This window comes from Pseudomonas sp. ArH3a (assembly GCF_022648765.1).
Lineage (GTDB): Bacteria > Pseudomonadota > Gammaproteobacteria > Pseudomonadales > Pseudomonadaceae > Aquipseudomonas.
On the sequence record NZ_CP080330.1, the window covers coordinates 3,232,580 to 3,247,013 of the forward strand.

Annotated in this window: 9 protein-coding genes and 2 pseudogenes; 4 read left to right on the top strand and 7 right to left on the bottom strand. The window is 58.2% G+C overall.

Annotated features, from left to right (window positions below):
- Positions 1–263 precede the first annotated feature (263 nt).
- Positions 264–1,635, bottom strand: a pseudogene (locus tag K0P33_RS14725) (IS3 family transposase).
- Between the two features lie 490 nt (positions 1,636–2,125).
- Positions 2,126–3,149, bottom strand: a pseudogene (locus tag K0P33_RS14730) (IS110 family transposase).
- A 633-nt stretch (positions 3,150–3,782) separates the two neighbouring features.
- Here K0P33_RS14730 and K0P33_RS14735 point away from each other — a divergent pair.
- Both K0P33_RS14735 and K0P33_RS14740 read left to right on the top strand, forming a co-directional pair.
- Positions 3,783–5,879, top strand: coding sequence for an EAL domain-containing protein (locus K0P33_RS14735; protein WP_242155898.1), 2,097 nt, complete (start codon positions 3,783–3,785; stop codon positions 5,877–5,879).
- 54 nt (positions 5,880–5,933) lie between these two features.
- On the top strand, positions 5,934–6,680 hold the full coding sequence (locus K0P33_RS14740) for an SDR family oxidoreductase (RefSeq protein WP_094952335.1): 747 nt from the start codon (positions 5,934–5,936) through the stop codon (positions 6,678–6,680).
- A gap of 183 nt (positions 6,681–6,863) precedes the next feature.
- On the opposite strand, the gene mapR is transcribed toward K0P33_RS14740, so the two are convergent.
- The 3 genes from mapR to K0P33_RS14755 all read right to left on the bottom strand — a co-directional run bounded on the left by mapR (position 6,864) and on the right by K0P33_RS14755 (position 10,201).
- Complete coding sequence (gene mapR, locus K0P33_RS14745) at positions 6,864–8,273, bottom strand: GntR family transcriptional regulator MpaR (protein WP_094952336.1); 1,410 nt, start codon at positions 8,271–8,273, stop codon at positions 6,864–6,866.
- A gap of 94 nt (positions 8,274–8,367) precedes the next feature.
- Positions 8,368–9,777, bottom strand: coding sequence for a cytochrome c oxidase accessory protein CcoG (gene ccoG, locus K0P33_RS14750; protein ID WP_242155900.1), 1,410 nt, complete (start codon positions 9,775–9,777; stop codon positions 8,368–8,370).
- A gap of 184 nt (positions 9,778–9,961) precedes the next feature.
- Positions 9,962–10,201 (bottom strand): DUF3203 family protein, encoded by a 240-nt coding sequence (locus tag K0P33_RS14755; protein WP_094952338.1) that lies wholly within the window; start codon positions 10,199–10,201, stop codon positions 9,962–9,964.
- A 122-nt stretch (positions 10,202–10,323) separates the two neighbouring features.
- Here K0P33_RS14755 and K0P33_RS14760 point away from each other — a divergent pair, with 122 nt between their 5' ends.
- A complete protein-coding gene (locus K0P33_RS14760; RefSeq protein ID WP_242155902.1) occupies positions 10,324–10,839 on the top strand; it encodes an MgtC/SapB family protein in 516 nt (171 codons plus the stop codon).
- Here the strand turns inward: K0P33_RS14760 and K0P33_RS14765 are convergent.
- Together K0P33_RS14765 and K0P33_RS14770 are read right to left on the bottom strand one after the other, a co-directional pair.
- Complete coding sequence (locus K0P33_RS14765) at positions 10,828–11,844, bottom strand: M10 family metallopeptidase C-terminal domain-containing protein (protein WP_242155904.1); 1,017 nt, start codon at positions 11,842–11,844, stop codon at positions 10,828–10,830. The two genes, K0P33_RS14760 and K0P33_RS14765, sit on opposite strands and share 12 nt — an antisense overlap.
- 219 nt (positions 11,845–12,063) lie before the next feature.
- The gene (locus K0P33_RS14770) at positions 12,064–12,222 is read right to left on the bottom strand and encodes a hypothetical protein (RefSeq protein WP_174245633.1); all 159 of its coding nucleotides are present in this window, start codon (positions 12,220–12,222) and stop codon (positions 12,064–12,066) included.
- Positions 12,223–12,426: 204 nt separating this feature from the next.
- On the opposite strand from K0P33_RS14770, the gene K0P33_RS14775 reads away from it, so the two are divergent.
- Positions 12,427–14,415, top strand: a complete 1,989-nt coding sequence (locus K0P33_RS14775; protein ID WP_094952341.1) for an alpha-1,4-glucan--maltose-1-phosphate maltosyltransferase — start codon at positions 12,427–12,429, stop codon at positions 14,413–14,415.
- The last annotated feature ends 19 nt before the right edge of the window (positions 14,416–14,434 follow it).

The window sequence follows — 14,434 nt, forward strand, 5'->3', positions numbered from 1 at the left end:
GCTAACCCGGCGTCCTGCCGGGTTACCCACGGATTCAAGCCTGCGTTCGGCCATCGTGGTTAACGGGGCGCCTCAGATCAAGATCAAAATCAAAAGCAAGAGCACGGCGGCCTAGTAGCCGACCTGAGTGGTTGAAGCAAAAGCAGGGCAAAAGCACAGCAGAGCAGCACACTCTCTGTCTGATGTACCGAGATCTAAATGTGGGAGCGGGCTTGCTCGCGAATGCGGTGTGAAGTGCGCCCCAAAAGTTGGACAGCTAATGGTTAGGCTACCGCGGACCGGGTTCTGTAAGCCACAGGGCTCAGTCCGCCAAGCTTCGTTTTGATTCGCTTATGGTTGTAGTAATGGATGTACTTATCCAGCCCGGCCTGCAGCTGAGCAACGCTGTCGAAGCTTTCCCGATAGTAAAACTCCGACTTCAGGGTACCGAAAAAGCTTTCCATTGTGGCGTTGTCATAGCAGTTCCCTTTGCGAGACATGCTCTGTTCCAACCCAGCTTTTTCCAGTTTTTCCCGATACTTTGAGTGTCGATAGTGCCAGCCCTGATCCGAGTGCAGCATGGGTTTGGCGCCTTCGGGCAAGCGCTCAAGGGCAAGCTCCAGCATGTCGCCTACCAAGGCGTATTGGGGGCGGACGGCGGTCTTATAGGCCACAATCTCTCCGTTGTACAAGTCCAGTACTGGGGACAGATACAGCTTTTGCCGGCCACTTTGAACTCGGTGACATCGGTTACCCATTTCTGATTTGGTTGCTCAGCTTCGAACTGACGAGCCAGGATATTGGGCGATACCTCTCCCATTGGCCCTTTATACGATTTGTATTTTTCGGTCGCACTGTGCATTTCAGGCCTAACTCTCCCATCAGCCGTCGTACCGTTTTACCGTTGATCAACGGCGTTTGCTTACGTAGCTCTAAAGTCATCCGACGGTAACCAAGGCGGCCCTCATTCTCGTCTTGGATAGTCTGGATAGAGGCTTTGATCGAGATAAACCGGTCCGCAACGCCCATCGCCTTGAGTTGGTAGTAGTACGTACTTCGCGCAAGACCTACCAGCTTGAGCAAATCACTCAAGGGGAAAGCTTGTTTGAGCTCAGTGACTAATCGGGCTTTTTCTTCGCTTCTCTCTCTCGCCTCATCACCGCCTCGCCCAACTCTCCAAGCTTTTTAGGTAGGCGTTCTCCATGCGCAAATACTGCAGTTCATCGAGTAATGCCTTGTGTGCAAGCTGTGCGTCGGTGAGTGGGGTGGTAGTTTTACGCGGTTTAGAAGGCGGCTTGGGCATAGCGGTAATCGATCCTTTTTCCCTGACTCCAGGGCTTCAATACCGCCACTGTAATACTGCTGTTGCCATCTGCCCACCTGGCTTGAGTTACCCAGGTTGAAGAGCGCCGCTGCGCGGCGCAAAGATAAGGAGTCGCGCCACATGCGTTGCAGCACTGAAAACTTGAACAAGGGACTGTAGCGTTCGCCGGTTCTGCTTAGACAGGCTTCGCCATGTAATCGGTAAGCCTCCACCCAACGACGAAGCAAGGTGGGATCCATTTGAAATTGAGCGGCTATGCGGCGAAAGCCTCGGCCCTGTTCAAGGAAAGTGGTAATGGCGGAAAGCTTGAACTGCGTCGTGTATTTGCTCATGAAAAGCCTCAGGAGTTGGACGGGTGTCCAACTTCTGGGGCGCACTTCAGTGGGTCAGTTACACATGAGCTGACTGACCCACCGCATTCGCGAGCAAGCCCGCTCCCACAATTTTGACCGAGTTTAACTGTCAGCACCGCAGTGCTCTGCTTTTCTGTGGGAGCTGGCTTGCCTGCGATGCAGACACCTCGGTGTATCAGGCATAACCAGTTGATGCCATCGCAGGCAAGCCAGCTCCCACATCTATGGTTACGCCCTTTTCTGCAATACTGTCTTTGATGGCGTGTATGGCTTGCTTTCATCTATTCGGCGTCTGAGTGGGGTATTGGCCCCGCGCCTCGATGAGAATTGATGCCCAACGACCCTAATTATTTGGACGGCCTTTCAGCCGTGTGGGAGCTCAGGGTTGTCGTCAGGCCGGTTGGCCGTTCACGTCATCTGTTATCCAGCATCGCAAAACCAGGTGGGTGGTGCTTGGGTGACAGCAGGGTCAAGCGTTCATCGCGCTTGGCCCTGCATCAAATTCAGTGTGGTTTGCCGCGATCGACCAAGCGATTCTTGCCAGCTTGTTGGCTAGCGCGCAGACCACTAAATTGAGTGCCGATGGCCTGCCAGCAGCTTGCGAACCCAATCGGCCAAACTCCCTTTTGCTTATCCAAGTGCATCAAGTAGATACGGGCACATTGAACAAACAAGCGTCGCTGGTTTCGATCTCCGCGCTTGCTGATGCCCAAAAGTACGGTTTTACCGCCAGTAGAATGCTGCTTTGGCACAAGTCCTATCGAGGCTGAATAGCCTCGACCACATTTGAACTGCTTGCCATCGCCCAACTCCGCAGCCAAGACGCTGGAGGTGATCGGGCCAACGCAGGAATTGTCATCAAACGAGAAGCCAGATCATCTTCAGCGACTTGGCTCTCAACTTCTTTGTCGAGAACCTTAACCTGACGATCCAGGTAGACGTAGTGGTCATACAGCCCTTGCAGCAGCTTTTGATCAGCCCATGAAATGAGGCTGTTTCGAGTAACGCGGGCACCTCTTTGACTGATTTAAAGCCCGGTGCCAAGCTGACACCCACCTCCAAAAGCCCTGCATGAATTCGATTAACGGCGGCTGTGCGTTCCTTGATAAGCGAGTCGCGGACCGAGTTGAGCATGGCCAACGCTTGCTGAGCTTGGGTTTTACTGGTACGAAACGCATCGTTGGGCGACTAGCTGCCTCACAAATCGCTTCGGCATCAGCGAAGTCGTTTTTATTGCTTTTTACGTAAGGGCGCACGAGATGAGGAGCAATAAGTTTGGGGGTGTGTCCCAGCATGGCGACTTGTTGCGCCATGAAGTGGGCGCCGCCGCAGGCTTCCATCACAACAGTACAAGGCTCGATGGAAGCTAAATGCTGGAGCAATCCTGCTCGATTAAACTTTTTGCGCAGCAGTACATGGCCACGCTCATCTTGTTCGTGAGCGTGATAGCTGTGCTTACCAAGGTCAACGGCGGTGATGTCTACTTTGCTCATGGCTGCGGTCTCCGATAGATCCCCCTGTGAAAGCTTAGTGGGCGTTCACAGGGGGCGGCGGGGGTAGCCATCTCATTATTTGATTGAGTTTCAGCTTCCACGATTAGGTCGGCTTTCAGGCCGCCTCGGCTTGCTTTTGATTTGCTTCAACCACTCAGGTCGGCTACTAGGCCGCCGTGCTCTTGCTTTTGATCTTGATCTTAGGCGCCCCGTTAAACCACGCTGGCCGAACGCAGGCTTTGGAGCGGGGGTAAACCGGCAGGACGCCGGTTTAGCCGCGATGGGCCAAGGATGGCCCATGGCGGCGGCCCCCGCTCCAAAGCCTGCGTGAGGGCACACCGAGCCTAGGCGAGGTGCCGAGTGGTGGGGCAAGAGCCCTTTTGGTTACTTTTGGGGCTCTTTTCCAAAAGTGACCCGCTGTAAGAGCGGAACCCATTTAAGCCGTAACCCAAACAACGGATATGTACTCAAATCCACCCCCCACCCCACCATTCCCAAGCCAGCAAATTGACGTCAAAACGCCACTAATGGCCCCTTGATAATTAATCAACTGTCCAATAATTATTCTCGCTACAATCGCCCGCTTTGCCACCTGCCACGGGCCTTCAATGCCCGTCAGTCTTGAGAAACCCCATGCTGATCGGTAGCTATTCCCCCTCCCTGGTCGTGATCTCGCTGTTCGTCGCCATCCTGGCGTCCTACACCGCGCTGGACCTCGCCGGCCGCATCGCGACCACCAAGGGCCGCGCGGTGTATTTGTGGATGACGGGCGGTGCATTGGCGATGGGCGTAGGCGTGTGGTCCATGCATTTTATCGGCATGTTGGCCTTACACCTGCCGTTTGCCCTGGGGTTCGACCTGAGCATCACCGCGCTGTCGCTGCTAATCGCCGTGTTGTCCAGCGGCTTTGCTTTGTGGCTGGTCAGCCAACCACGCCTGCCCGCGTGGCAACTGGGGTTTGGCGCATTGATCATGGGCGCGGGCATCAGCAGCATGCACTACACCGGCATGGCCGCAATGCGCATGACCCCGGGTATCGACTACGATCCCACCCTGTTCGGCGCCTCGTTGCTGATTGCCGTCGGGGCGTCTGGCGCAGCCCTGTGGATCGCCTTCAACCTGCGGCGCAACACGCCGTACGTGCGCCTGGCACGTGGCGGGGCAGCGGTGGTGATGGGCATTGCGATCGTGGGCATGCACTACACCGGCATGGCGGCGGCACGTTTTGACGACGACAGTTTCTGCGGCGCCGCGCTGACAGGGCTGAGCGGCACAGGCCTGGATAACTTGGTGCTGGTCACCTCGTTGGCGGTGTTAACCATCGCGTTGCTGACCTCCTTGCTCGACGCACGCCTGGAGACGCGCACTGCCGTACTCGCCGACTCCCTGAGCCTGGCCAACCAGGAACTGACCCACCTGGCCCTGCATGACATGCTCACCGGTCTGCCCAATCGCACCTTGCTCGCCGACCGCATTCAACAAGCCATCCAGGCGGTGAAGGAGCAGGGCGGTTGCTTTGCGTTGATGTTTATCGACCTGGATGGTTTCAAACCGGTCAACGATGCGTTTGGTCATCACATGGGCGACCAGTTGCTGCGCGAAGTGGGCCTGCGCTTGCGCGAAGATCTGCGCAGCCAGGACACCCTGGCACGCATCGGCGGTGATGAATTTGTATTGCTGGTGCAATTGACGCAGCCGGACGATGCCATGGGCTTGGCTGAACGCCAGGTCGGCTTGATCAACCGTGCGTTCACGGTGGCCGAGCATGAGCTGAAAATCTCCGCCAGCATCGGTATCGCGCTGTTTCCGGGCAACGGCGGCAACCCCGAGGAACTGTTGATGAATGCTGACGCCGCGATGTACCACGCCAAGGGCATGGGCAAGAACGGCTACAGCTTCTTTGACGTGTCGATGAATACCAACGCGCGCAAACAACTGCAGTTGCTGCAGGACCTGCGCAATGCCCTGGAGCACGAGCAGTTTCGGTTGTATTACCAGCCTAAGTTCGATGCGCTTAGTGGTCTGCCTGTCGGCGCCGAAGCACTGCTGCGCTGGGAGCACCCGCAGCAAGGTTTACTGATGCCGGCGGCCTTTATCGAGCTGGCGGAAAAGACCGGGTTGATCATCCCGATCGGCGAGTGGGTGCTGAATGAAGCGTGTCGCCAGATGCGCGTGTGGTACGCCCAGGGCTATGAAGACTGGCGCATTGCCGTGAATCTGTCGGCACTGCAGTTTTGCCATGTCGGGTTGGTCAACAGTGTCGCCGCCGCCCTCGAACGTCACCAGTTGCCGGCCAACAGCCTGACCCTGGAAATCACTGAAACCACCGCCATGAGCGATGCCGATGCGAGCATGACGGTGTTGCAGCAGTTGTCGGACATGGGTGTGGACCTGTCCATCGACGACTTTGGTACGGGCTATTCCAGCCTGATGTACCTCAAGCGCTTGCCGGCCAACGAGTTGAAGATCGACCGTGGTTTTGTTCGCGACCTGGAGCATGACAGCGACGATGCGGCCATCGTTTCCGCGATCGTCGCCCTCGGCCAGGCTCTGGGGCTGCGGATTGTCGCTGAAGGTGTGGAGACCGATGTGCAGCAGAGTTTCCTGACGCGTTTGGGTTGCAACTCGCTGCAAGGCTACTTGCTGGGGCATCCCTTGCCGGCTGAGGGTTTCATGGCCGACATCCAGCGCGCCAAAGAGGCGGTAGCGCCTGACAAGAGCGGTGGGTGACGGGTATTCTTGGATCCAACCTTAAACAGATGGTTGAATCAGGAGACTGCACGCATGGACAAAGTCGTCATCATCACCGGGGGCAGCCGTGGCATCGGCGCCGAGACGGCATTGCTGGCTGCTCGCGAGGGCTACCGTATCTGCATCAACTACCAGTGCGACGAAAAAGCCGCCCATAGTGTGCTGGAACACGTTCGCGCCCTGGGCGCCCAGGCGATTGCAGTGCGTGCGGATGTCAGCATCGAAGATGAAGTGATCGCGCTGTTCAATCGCGTGGATGCGGAACTGGGCCGTGTGACCGCGCTGGTCAATAACGCCGGTACCGTGGGGCATAAGTCGCGGGTCGATGAGATGTCCGAGTTCCGCATCCTGAAGATCATGAAGACCAATGTGCTGGGGCCGATGCTGTGCGCCAAGCACGCGGTGCTGCGTATGTCACCCAAACATGGCGGGCAGGGCGGCAGTATCGTCAATGTGTCGTCGGTGGCCGCGCGTCTGGGGTCGCCGGGTGAATATGTCGACTACGCCGCCTCCAAGGGCGCGCTGGACACCTTCACCATTGGCCTGTCCAAAGAAGTGGCGGGTGAGGGGATTCGCGTCAACGCCGTGCGCCCTGGCTATATCTTTACCGACTTCCACGCGCTCAGTGGCGACCCGGACCGCGTCAGCAAACTGGAGTCCGGCATTCCCATGGCCCGTGGCGGTCGCCCGGATGAAGTGGCGGAAGCGATCATCTGGCTGCTGTCGGACAAAGCGTCCTACACCACCGGGGCATTCCTGGATTTGGGCGGCGGGCGCTGACATTGATAAAAAAGACCATTTCCTGACAAGGAAATGGTCAGCAAATAAGCGTAAGGCAGCCGGTGTTAATGATGTTTTGCCCACAGTATGCGATCGACCCGTTCCCCTATACGTTGTTTCGGCCCGAGCTGTTCCCGATCAGCGTCCATAGCGCAAACGAAATTGGCGACCTTCACTTTGCCCTCAAAATGACCGCACAATCCGCCCCAACGTCTCCATTGCCTTCTCCGACGCCTCGGTCCACGGGCTGCCATAATTCAAACGGATACAATTCCTGAAGCGCTGAGTCGCCGAAAAAATCGGCCCCGGCGCAATGCTGATGCCCTGTGCCAGGGCCATCTGGAACAACTTCAGCGAATCGGTCTGTTCCGGCAGTTCCAACCACAGGAAATACCCGCCGGCCGGCTGGCTGACCCGCGTCTGTGCGGGGAAGTAACGGGCGATGGCGGCCAGCATGGCGCTTTGCTGCTCTTCCAGGGCGTAACGCAATTTGCGCAGGTGCCGGTCATAGCCACCATGTTGCAGGTAGTCGGCAATCGCTGCCTGGGCCGGCATCGAGGGGCACAACGAGGTCATCAATTTGAGGCGCTCGACCTTCTGCGCATAACGCCCGGCCGCGACCCAGCCGACGCGGTAACCCGGCGCGAGGCTCTTGGCAAAGGAACCGCAGTGCATGACCAACCCTTCGGTGTCGAAGGCCTTGGCCGGTTTCGGTGCTTGTTGCCCGTAATACAACTCGGCATACACATCATCTTCGATCAGCGGCACCTGGTGGCTGCGCAGCAGTTCTACCAGCGCTTGTTTTTTCGCCTCCGGTAAGGTGGCGCCCATGGGGTTCTGGAAACTGGTCATGGTCCAGCAGGCCTTGATCGGGTAACGCTCAAGGCTTTGCGCCAAGGCGTTGAGGTCGATGCCATCGCGCGGGTGCACGGGGATTTCCACCGCCTTGAGTTTCAGGCGTTCCAGCACTTGCAGGCAGGCATAAAACGCGGGGGCTTCAATGGCGACCAGGTCGCCCGGCTCGGTCACGGCCTGCAAGCACAGGTTCAACGCTTCGAGGGCGCCGTTGGTGATCAGCAGCTCCTCCATGGGCAGCATCAGGCCGCCGACCATGTAACGCAGAGCAATCTGTCGACGCAGTTGCGGGTTGCCCGGTGACATGTCGGTGACCACCAGGCGAGGGTCCATCTCGCGGCTGGCGCTGGCCAGGGAGCGGGCTAGGCGCGGCAACGGAAACAGCATCGGGCTGGGGAAGGCCGAGCCGAAGGGCACCGTATTGGGGTCCTTGATGGAGTCGAGCACCGAAAACACCAGCTCACTCACATCCACTTCGGTGGACTCATGCACGTGCTCGCTTACCACCGGCTCGGAAAACGGGCTCGGCGCATGGGCGTTGACGAAGTAGCCAGAACGCGGCCGCGCGCGAATCAGCCCACGGCGCTCCAGCAGGTAGTACGCCTGGAAGACCGTGGACGGGCTGACGCCATAGGTCTGGCTCGCATAACGCACCGACGGCACCCGCTGGCCGGGCCCGAGGACGCCGGAGCGGATCAGTTCTGCGATGTCATCGGCAAATTTTTCGTAGCGTTTCATGAGGGCCTAATTAGCTTTGTAAAAGTGTACGCAGGGCTAAAGGTGGGAGCTGGCAAGCCAGCTCCCACCATTGATCGTTTGTGTTTGCCAGACCTCAGCGGTTCATCGGCGCCACAAAGCGGCTATCGGCAGCACTGTAGATCCACGGCTCATCCACATCCGTCACCTTGAAGCGCAGGGGCTGCGAACTGCTCGCCGGTTTGTCGGCCAACAACGCCACCGACACCGGCACATCGCTGATTTCCCCCGGTGCCAGGCTGATTTCGGTCTTGCCTTGCAACTCGAAGCCATCGGCATCCACCAGTTCCAGACGGTAGTCCTGGCGCTGCTGGGTCTTGTTGATGACCTTGAGGCTGTAGATGTTTTCGATCAAGCCCTGACTGTTTTCGCGGAACATGCCACGGTCCTTGGTCACGTCGAGCGATACCATCGGCCGCCCCACAAGGGCCACCACCAACGCGGCGATCATCACCAGCAGCACGGCACTGTAGCCGATCAGCCGCGGCCTGAGCAGGTGGGTTTTGCCGCCTTGCAGTTGGTGTTCGGAGGTATAGCTGACCAGGCCACGGGCATAGCCCATCTTGTCCATGATCGAATCACAGGCGTCGATGCAGGCCGCGCAGCCGATGCACTCCATTTGCAGGCCGTCGCGGATGTCGATGCCGGTGGGGCACACCTGCACGCACAGCTGGCAGTCGATGCAGTCACCCAGGCCGACATCGGCAGGCTTCACCTCGCGCTTGCGTGGCCCACGGTTTTCTCCACGGGCCACGTCGTAGGAAATGGTCAGCGTGTCCTTGTCGAACATCACACTCTGGAACCGCGCATAAGGGCACATGTGCATGCACACCGCTTCGCGCAGCCAACCGGCATTGATGTAGGTGGCGGCCGTGAAAAACAGCACCCAGAACAGGCTCACACCACCCATTTGCCAGGTCAGCAGCTCCAGGGCCAAGGGGCGGATGGGCGTGAAGTAGCCGACAAAGGTCAGCCCGGTCAGCACGCTAATACCCAGCCACAACGTATGTTTGGCCGAGCGCCGCGCCAGTTTGTTCAGGCTCCAGGGTGCCGCCTGCAGTTTGATGCGTTGGTTGCGCTCGCCCTCGGTGACTTTTTCGCACCACATGAACAGCCAGGTAAACGAGCTTTGCGGGCAGGTGTAGCCGCACCACACGCGGCCTGCAAACACGGTAATCGCAAACAGGCCGAAGGCGCAGATGATCAACAGCGCTGACAGCAGGATGAAGTCCTGGGGCCAGAAGGTCGCACCAAAGATGTGGAACTTGCTTTCGGCCAGGTCCCACAGCACGGCTTGCCGTGCACCCCAGTTCAGCCACACGGTGCCGAAAAACGCCAGGAACAGTAGGGCTGCACCGCTCACGCGCAAGGTGCGGAACAGGCCGGTGAAGCTGCGGGTATGGATCAGGTTATCGCTGGTTTTGGCCTTCACCTTCTTTGGGTGTATGGGCTCAAAGGTTTCCACGGTGGGGATTCTTTCGCTCATGGTCGTTCGCTCATCAGCCTCCATCAGGCCGATGAACTATGAACGCCGCTCTGTTTGCATAACAGACTCAGCTAGGGCGATAAAAAGCGGATCAGATGGGTTTTGCAGGCAGGCCTGCGACGATCTGCTGCACCCCGTGGCGCCTGGAGTGCAGCGCTATTGAGCGGGTGCTGATACAGATCAATCAAATCACCGAATCACTGTCGGTCGCCTTCAAATGTTTACGCCCATCCACGGCGCCGGCGACGGTCAACGCGTCGGCTTGCGCTTCGGTGATGTAGATTCGCTCGCCTTCCACCACCACAAAAGACATGGACTTGAGGCTGTCGGTAAGGACCTCTATCTCAGGCGCCGGCAGGCTGCGTTCCTGGCCGTTTTCGTCGACCTTGAAGTAGCACGTTTGGTTGTCGATACGTACAGGCATGGTGGTCTCCTTTTCCGTAGGCTGGTAATTGTTAGGGCTCACCACTGTGCCAAGCGTTCCAGACAACTGACTGGCGGTCGCCGCTGTCCATCGTTTATCAATAATCACAAAGGAGTGCTTCCATGGACGCCTGGTGGCAAGAAGTGTGGCAAACCCTGCAAGCCGAGTTCGCTGACATCGGCGATGCGAAGCAACTTACCCAGATCACCGTGCGCCTGCTGATCGCCGCGATCCTGGGCGGTATTCTCGGCTTTGAACGTGAGCACAAGGGCAAGGCGGCGGGCGTGCGTACCCATATGCTGGTGGCATTGGGTGCGGCGCTGTTTGTATTGGTGCCGCAGATGTCCGGTAATCAGGCCGATGCCATGAGCCGCGTCGTGCAGGGGGTGATTGCGGGGATTGGCTTTCTTGGCGCCGGCACCATCCTCAAAGGCAAGGAAGATGAGGACGGCCAGCACGTCAAAGGCCTGACCACCGCTGCCGGCCTTTGGATGACCGCTGCGATTGGGGTTGCCGCGGGTATGGGCCGCGAATCGACCGCGGTGCTCAGTACGTTGTTGGCCTTGGCGGTATTTAGCGTGATGCCCCGGATTGTCAGGGCGTTCGAGGCCCATGATGACCGCCGGTCAGATCAGTAGGTCCTTTTCTTTCACTTGGCCGAATATCTTCGCGACCAGCGCCGGCTCCCCTTTGATGCCGGAAATCACCAGCACACTGGCATTATTTTCACGCGAGTATTTCAACTGCATCTCGCCACTGGCGCCGGATAATTGGTTGACCCAGTGCAGGGGTTTATTGAGCTGCTTACTAATACCGGTGACGTCGATTTTGTCTCGGTCAGCGACGAAATTCCTGATTTCGGAGGGGTGTTCAAGGGTAGATGCTGCGGTATTACTGAAGCTGTAGGTTTTGGAATGCTTTGCGTGGTCAGGTTCTCGGTATTTCTCTGGCTCCAAACCTTCAGGATGTGCAATTTGCAGCGCCCCGATCGCTTTGTGCACCTCGGTGGCAATGTCGTAGAGGTGCTTACTCTTGGCGTACACGTCATTTATATAGTGTTGAATGCTCGTCAGGCGGGGGTCCTCTTTTCGGAAAGAATCGCGGGCTATTTCAAAGCGTTTTTCATCCGAGTCCATTATCAAGCGGACCTTTAGATCGAACAGTATCGATTCCACATGTCTGCGGTAGGCCTCGACCTGCTCGTTTGAGATAGGATCGAGAGCAGTGTCGATCGACTCTTTTTTTAATTGGGTCTCGATCTTGGCAAGCGTTTTTGTGCAAGACGCCGCATTCTTGCCGGCCAACATGCCCTTGATGTTGTCTGGGGTCAACACCCTGTCGATCTTATCGTAATGGGCTTTTGACTCGTCGGATTCAGGGTGGCGCATCATGAGCTCGACCGTTGCAGGAGTTAGCTGGGCACTGAGTTCTTTGAGCTCTCCCTCTATTATGGCCCGGCCTTCAGGCGTCATCTTGGGCTCATCGGGGCGCATCGGCTGCCGGTCGCTGTTGGGGCCCGACTGGAGCAGGTCGTCCATGGCTTTGTCAGACACGACGGCGGGTGCTGGGGGAGTGGCCTGCGACTTAGCGTGGATTGGAGGCGCGTCGGAGCGGACTTGCGATGGCTGATAGATGGTCGACACGGTAATTCCTCATATGCGGATCGGCTGAACGCTGGGGCCTCGGACTTGGCGTTGAAGTCAGCGTCAGATCAGTATGGGAACTACCAGGTCGGTTGGATTTGGGGTTTTCCTTTAATGTAGGTGGGAAATTTCGACTATTAACGTCCGCCTGCACGTCTTGGTTCGATTGCCACCATTACGCGGATTGAGCAAGCGGACGTCGAACCAGCAGCGAATACGTCAGAGGATGACCGGCGGCTCGCTTGTTGGAGGTTCCTGCACTGGCGGCGGCTCATTTTCAGGGGGTTCCTGTTCAGGAATCGGCGGTGGCTGCGCAGGCGGTAATGTCGGATCGTCGATATTCGGATCAGGTGTTTCAGCCGGGATCGGGATATTCATCGGTGTGGCCTCCTTTGTGCTTTGCTCTACCGGTGGACAACCGCCGGGGAGATTTGATTCCCCGCCCAATGGCGGCACATCCACCTGAACTTTTGCGCTGACGGCAGGCTCGGACCTATTACGGCCCTGCTCAGGGAGAGCGCTGCCGCCTCAGAATTCGGATCAAGCAAAGAGCGTCCACAGGGCGTAAGGGGAAGATGCTCGATGACTGCTGAAACACTGGCTCCAGACGATTCTTTATTGCCACTGTCCCAGGCGCTGCTGCTGCCTAGGATCGCTATCGAAAGCACCGCGCCCGTGATCGACGGCGGCGAATTTGCTGTAAAGGCGGTGGTTGGCCAGCGGGTCAACGTCACCAGTAAGGTGTTCGCCGACGGCCATGACAAGCTCGCCGTGCTGATTCGCTGGCGCCCGCTGCAGGACGAAAGCTGGCACAGCGTGGTCATGGCAGATGTGGGCAACAATGGCTGGGAGGGCGCGTTTAGCGTGACCCAGCAAGGCCCCCATGAATATTGCATCGAAGCCTGGATCGATACGTTCGCCAGCTTCTGCTACGAATTGCGTAAAAAGCACGAAGCCGGCGTGCCGGTCAGCCTGGAATTGCAGGAAGGCCGCAGCCTGGTGCTGCAGGCCGCTGAGCGCAGTGACAATGAGCTGCGTGACCGCCTGATGCTGTTGCACCATGAACTCTCCGGGCTGCTGGAAACCGAGCAGGTCGCACAATTTTTGCACGAAGACAGTGCGCACTTGATGACCCAGGCCGACCACCGCGCCTACTTGAGTATCAGCCCCGTCTACCCGATTGACGTTGAGCGTGAGGCTGCGCAGTTTGCCAGCTGGTATGAGCTGTTTCCCCGCTCGATTACCGACGATCCCGCGCGTCACGGCACCTTCAACGATGTTCACTCGCGGCTGTCGATGATCCACGACATGGGCTTCGACGTGCTGTATTTCCCGCCGATTCACCCGATTGGTCGCAGCCACCGCAAAGGCAAGAACAATTCCCTGACCGCCGGCCCGGATGATCCCGGTAGCCCGTACGCGATTGGCAGCGAGGAGGGCGGCCATGAGGCCATCCACCCACAATTGGGTAGCCGCGATGACTTCCGCCGACTGGTCAAGGCCGCCGCCGAGCATGGTTTGGAGATCGCCCTGGATTTTGCCATCCAGTGTTCCCAGGACCACCCGTGGCTCAAGCAGCACCCCGGATGGTTCAACTGGCGCCCGGACGGCACCATTAAATACGCCGAGAACCCGCCGAAGAAGTATCAGGACATCGTCAACGTTGACTTCTATGCCGCCGACTCAATCCCCAGCCTATGGACCGAGCTGCGCGACGTGGTGGTCGGTTGGGTAGAAGAGGGCGTGAAGACCTTTCGCGTCGACAACCCGCACACAAAACCGCTGCCGTTCTGGCAGTGGCTGATCAGCGATGTGCGCGCCAAACACCCGGACGTGATCTTCCTGGCCGAGGCGTTCACCACCCCTTCGATGATGGCGCGCCTGGGCAAGGTCGGTTACTCGCAGAGTTACACCTATTTCACCTGGCGCAACACCAAGGCCGAGCTGAGCGAATACTTCGCGCAGTTAAACGAGTCGCCGTGGCGCGAGTGTTACCGGCCGAATTTCTTCGTCAACACGCCGGACATCAACCCGGGCTTCCTGCATCAGTCCGGCCGACCAGGCTTTTTGATCCGCGCGGCGCTTGCCACCATGGGCTCGGGCCTGTGGGGCATGTATTCGGGTTTCGAACTGTGCGAAGCCGCCCCGGTGCCGGGCAAGGAAGAGTACCTGGACTCGGAAAAATACGAGATCCGCCCACGGGACTTCACCGCGCCGGGCAACATCATTGCCGAGATCGCCCAGCTCAACCGTATCCGCCGGCAGAACCCTGCGTTGCAGACCCACTTGGGCCTGAAGCTCTACAACGCGTGGAACGACAACATTCTGTACTTCGGCAAGCGCAGTGAAGACGGCAGCAATTTCATCCTCGTCGCCGTCAACCTCGACCCGTTCAATGCCCAAGAGGCGGATTTCGAGTTGCCGCTGTGGGAAATGGGCTTGCCGGATGATGCCCAGACCCAAGGCGAAGACTTGATGAACGGCCATCGCTGGACTTGGTACGGCAAGACCCAGTGGCTGCGGCTGGAGCCGCACACCCCGTTTGGAATATGGCGCATCACCACTTCCTAAGCCGAGCCTGATCTTCAGA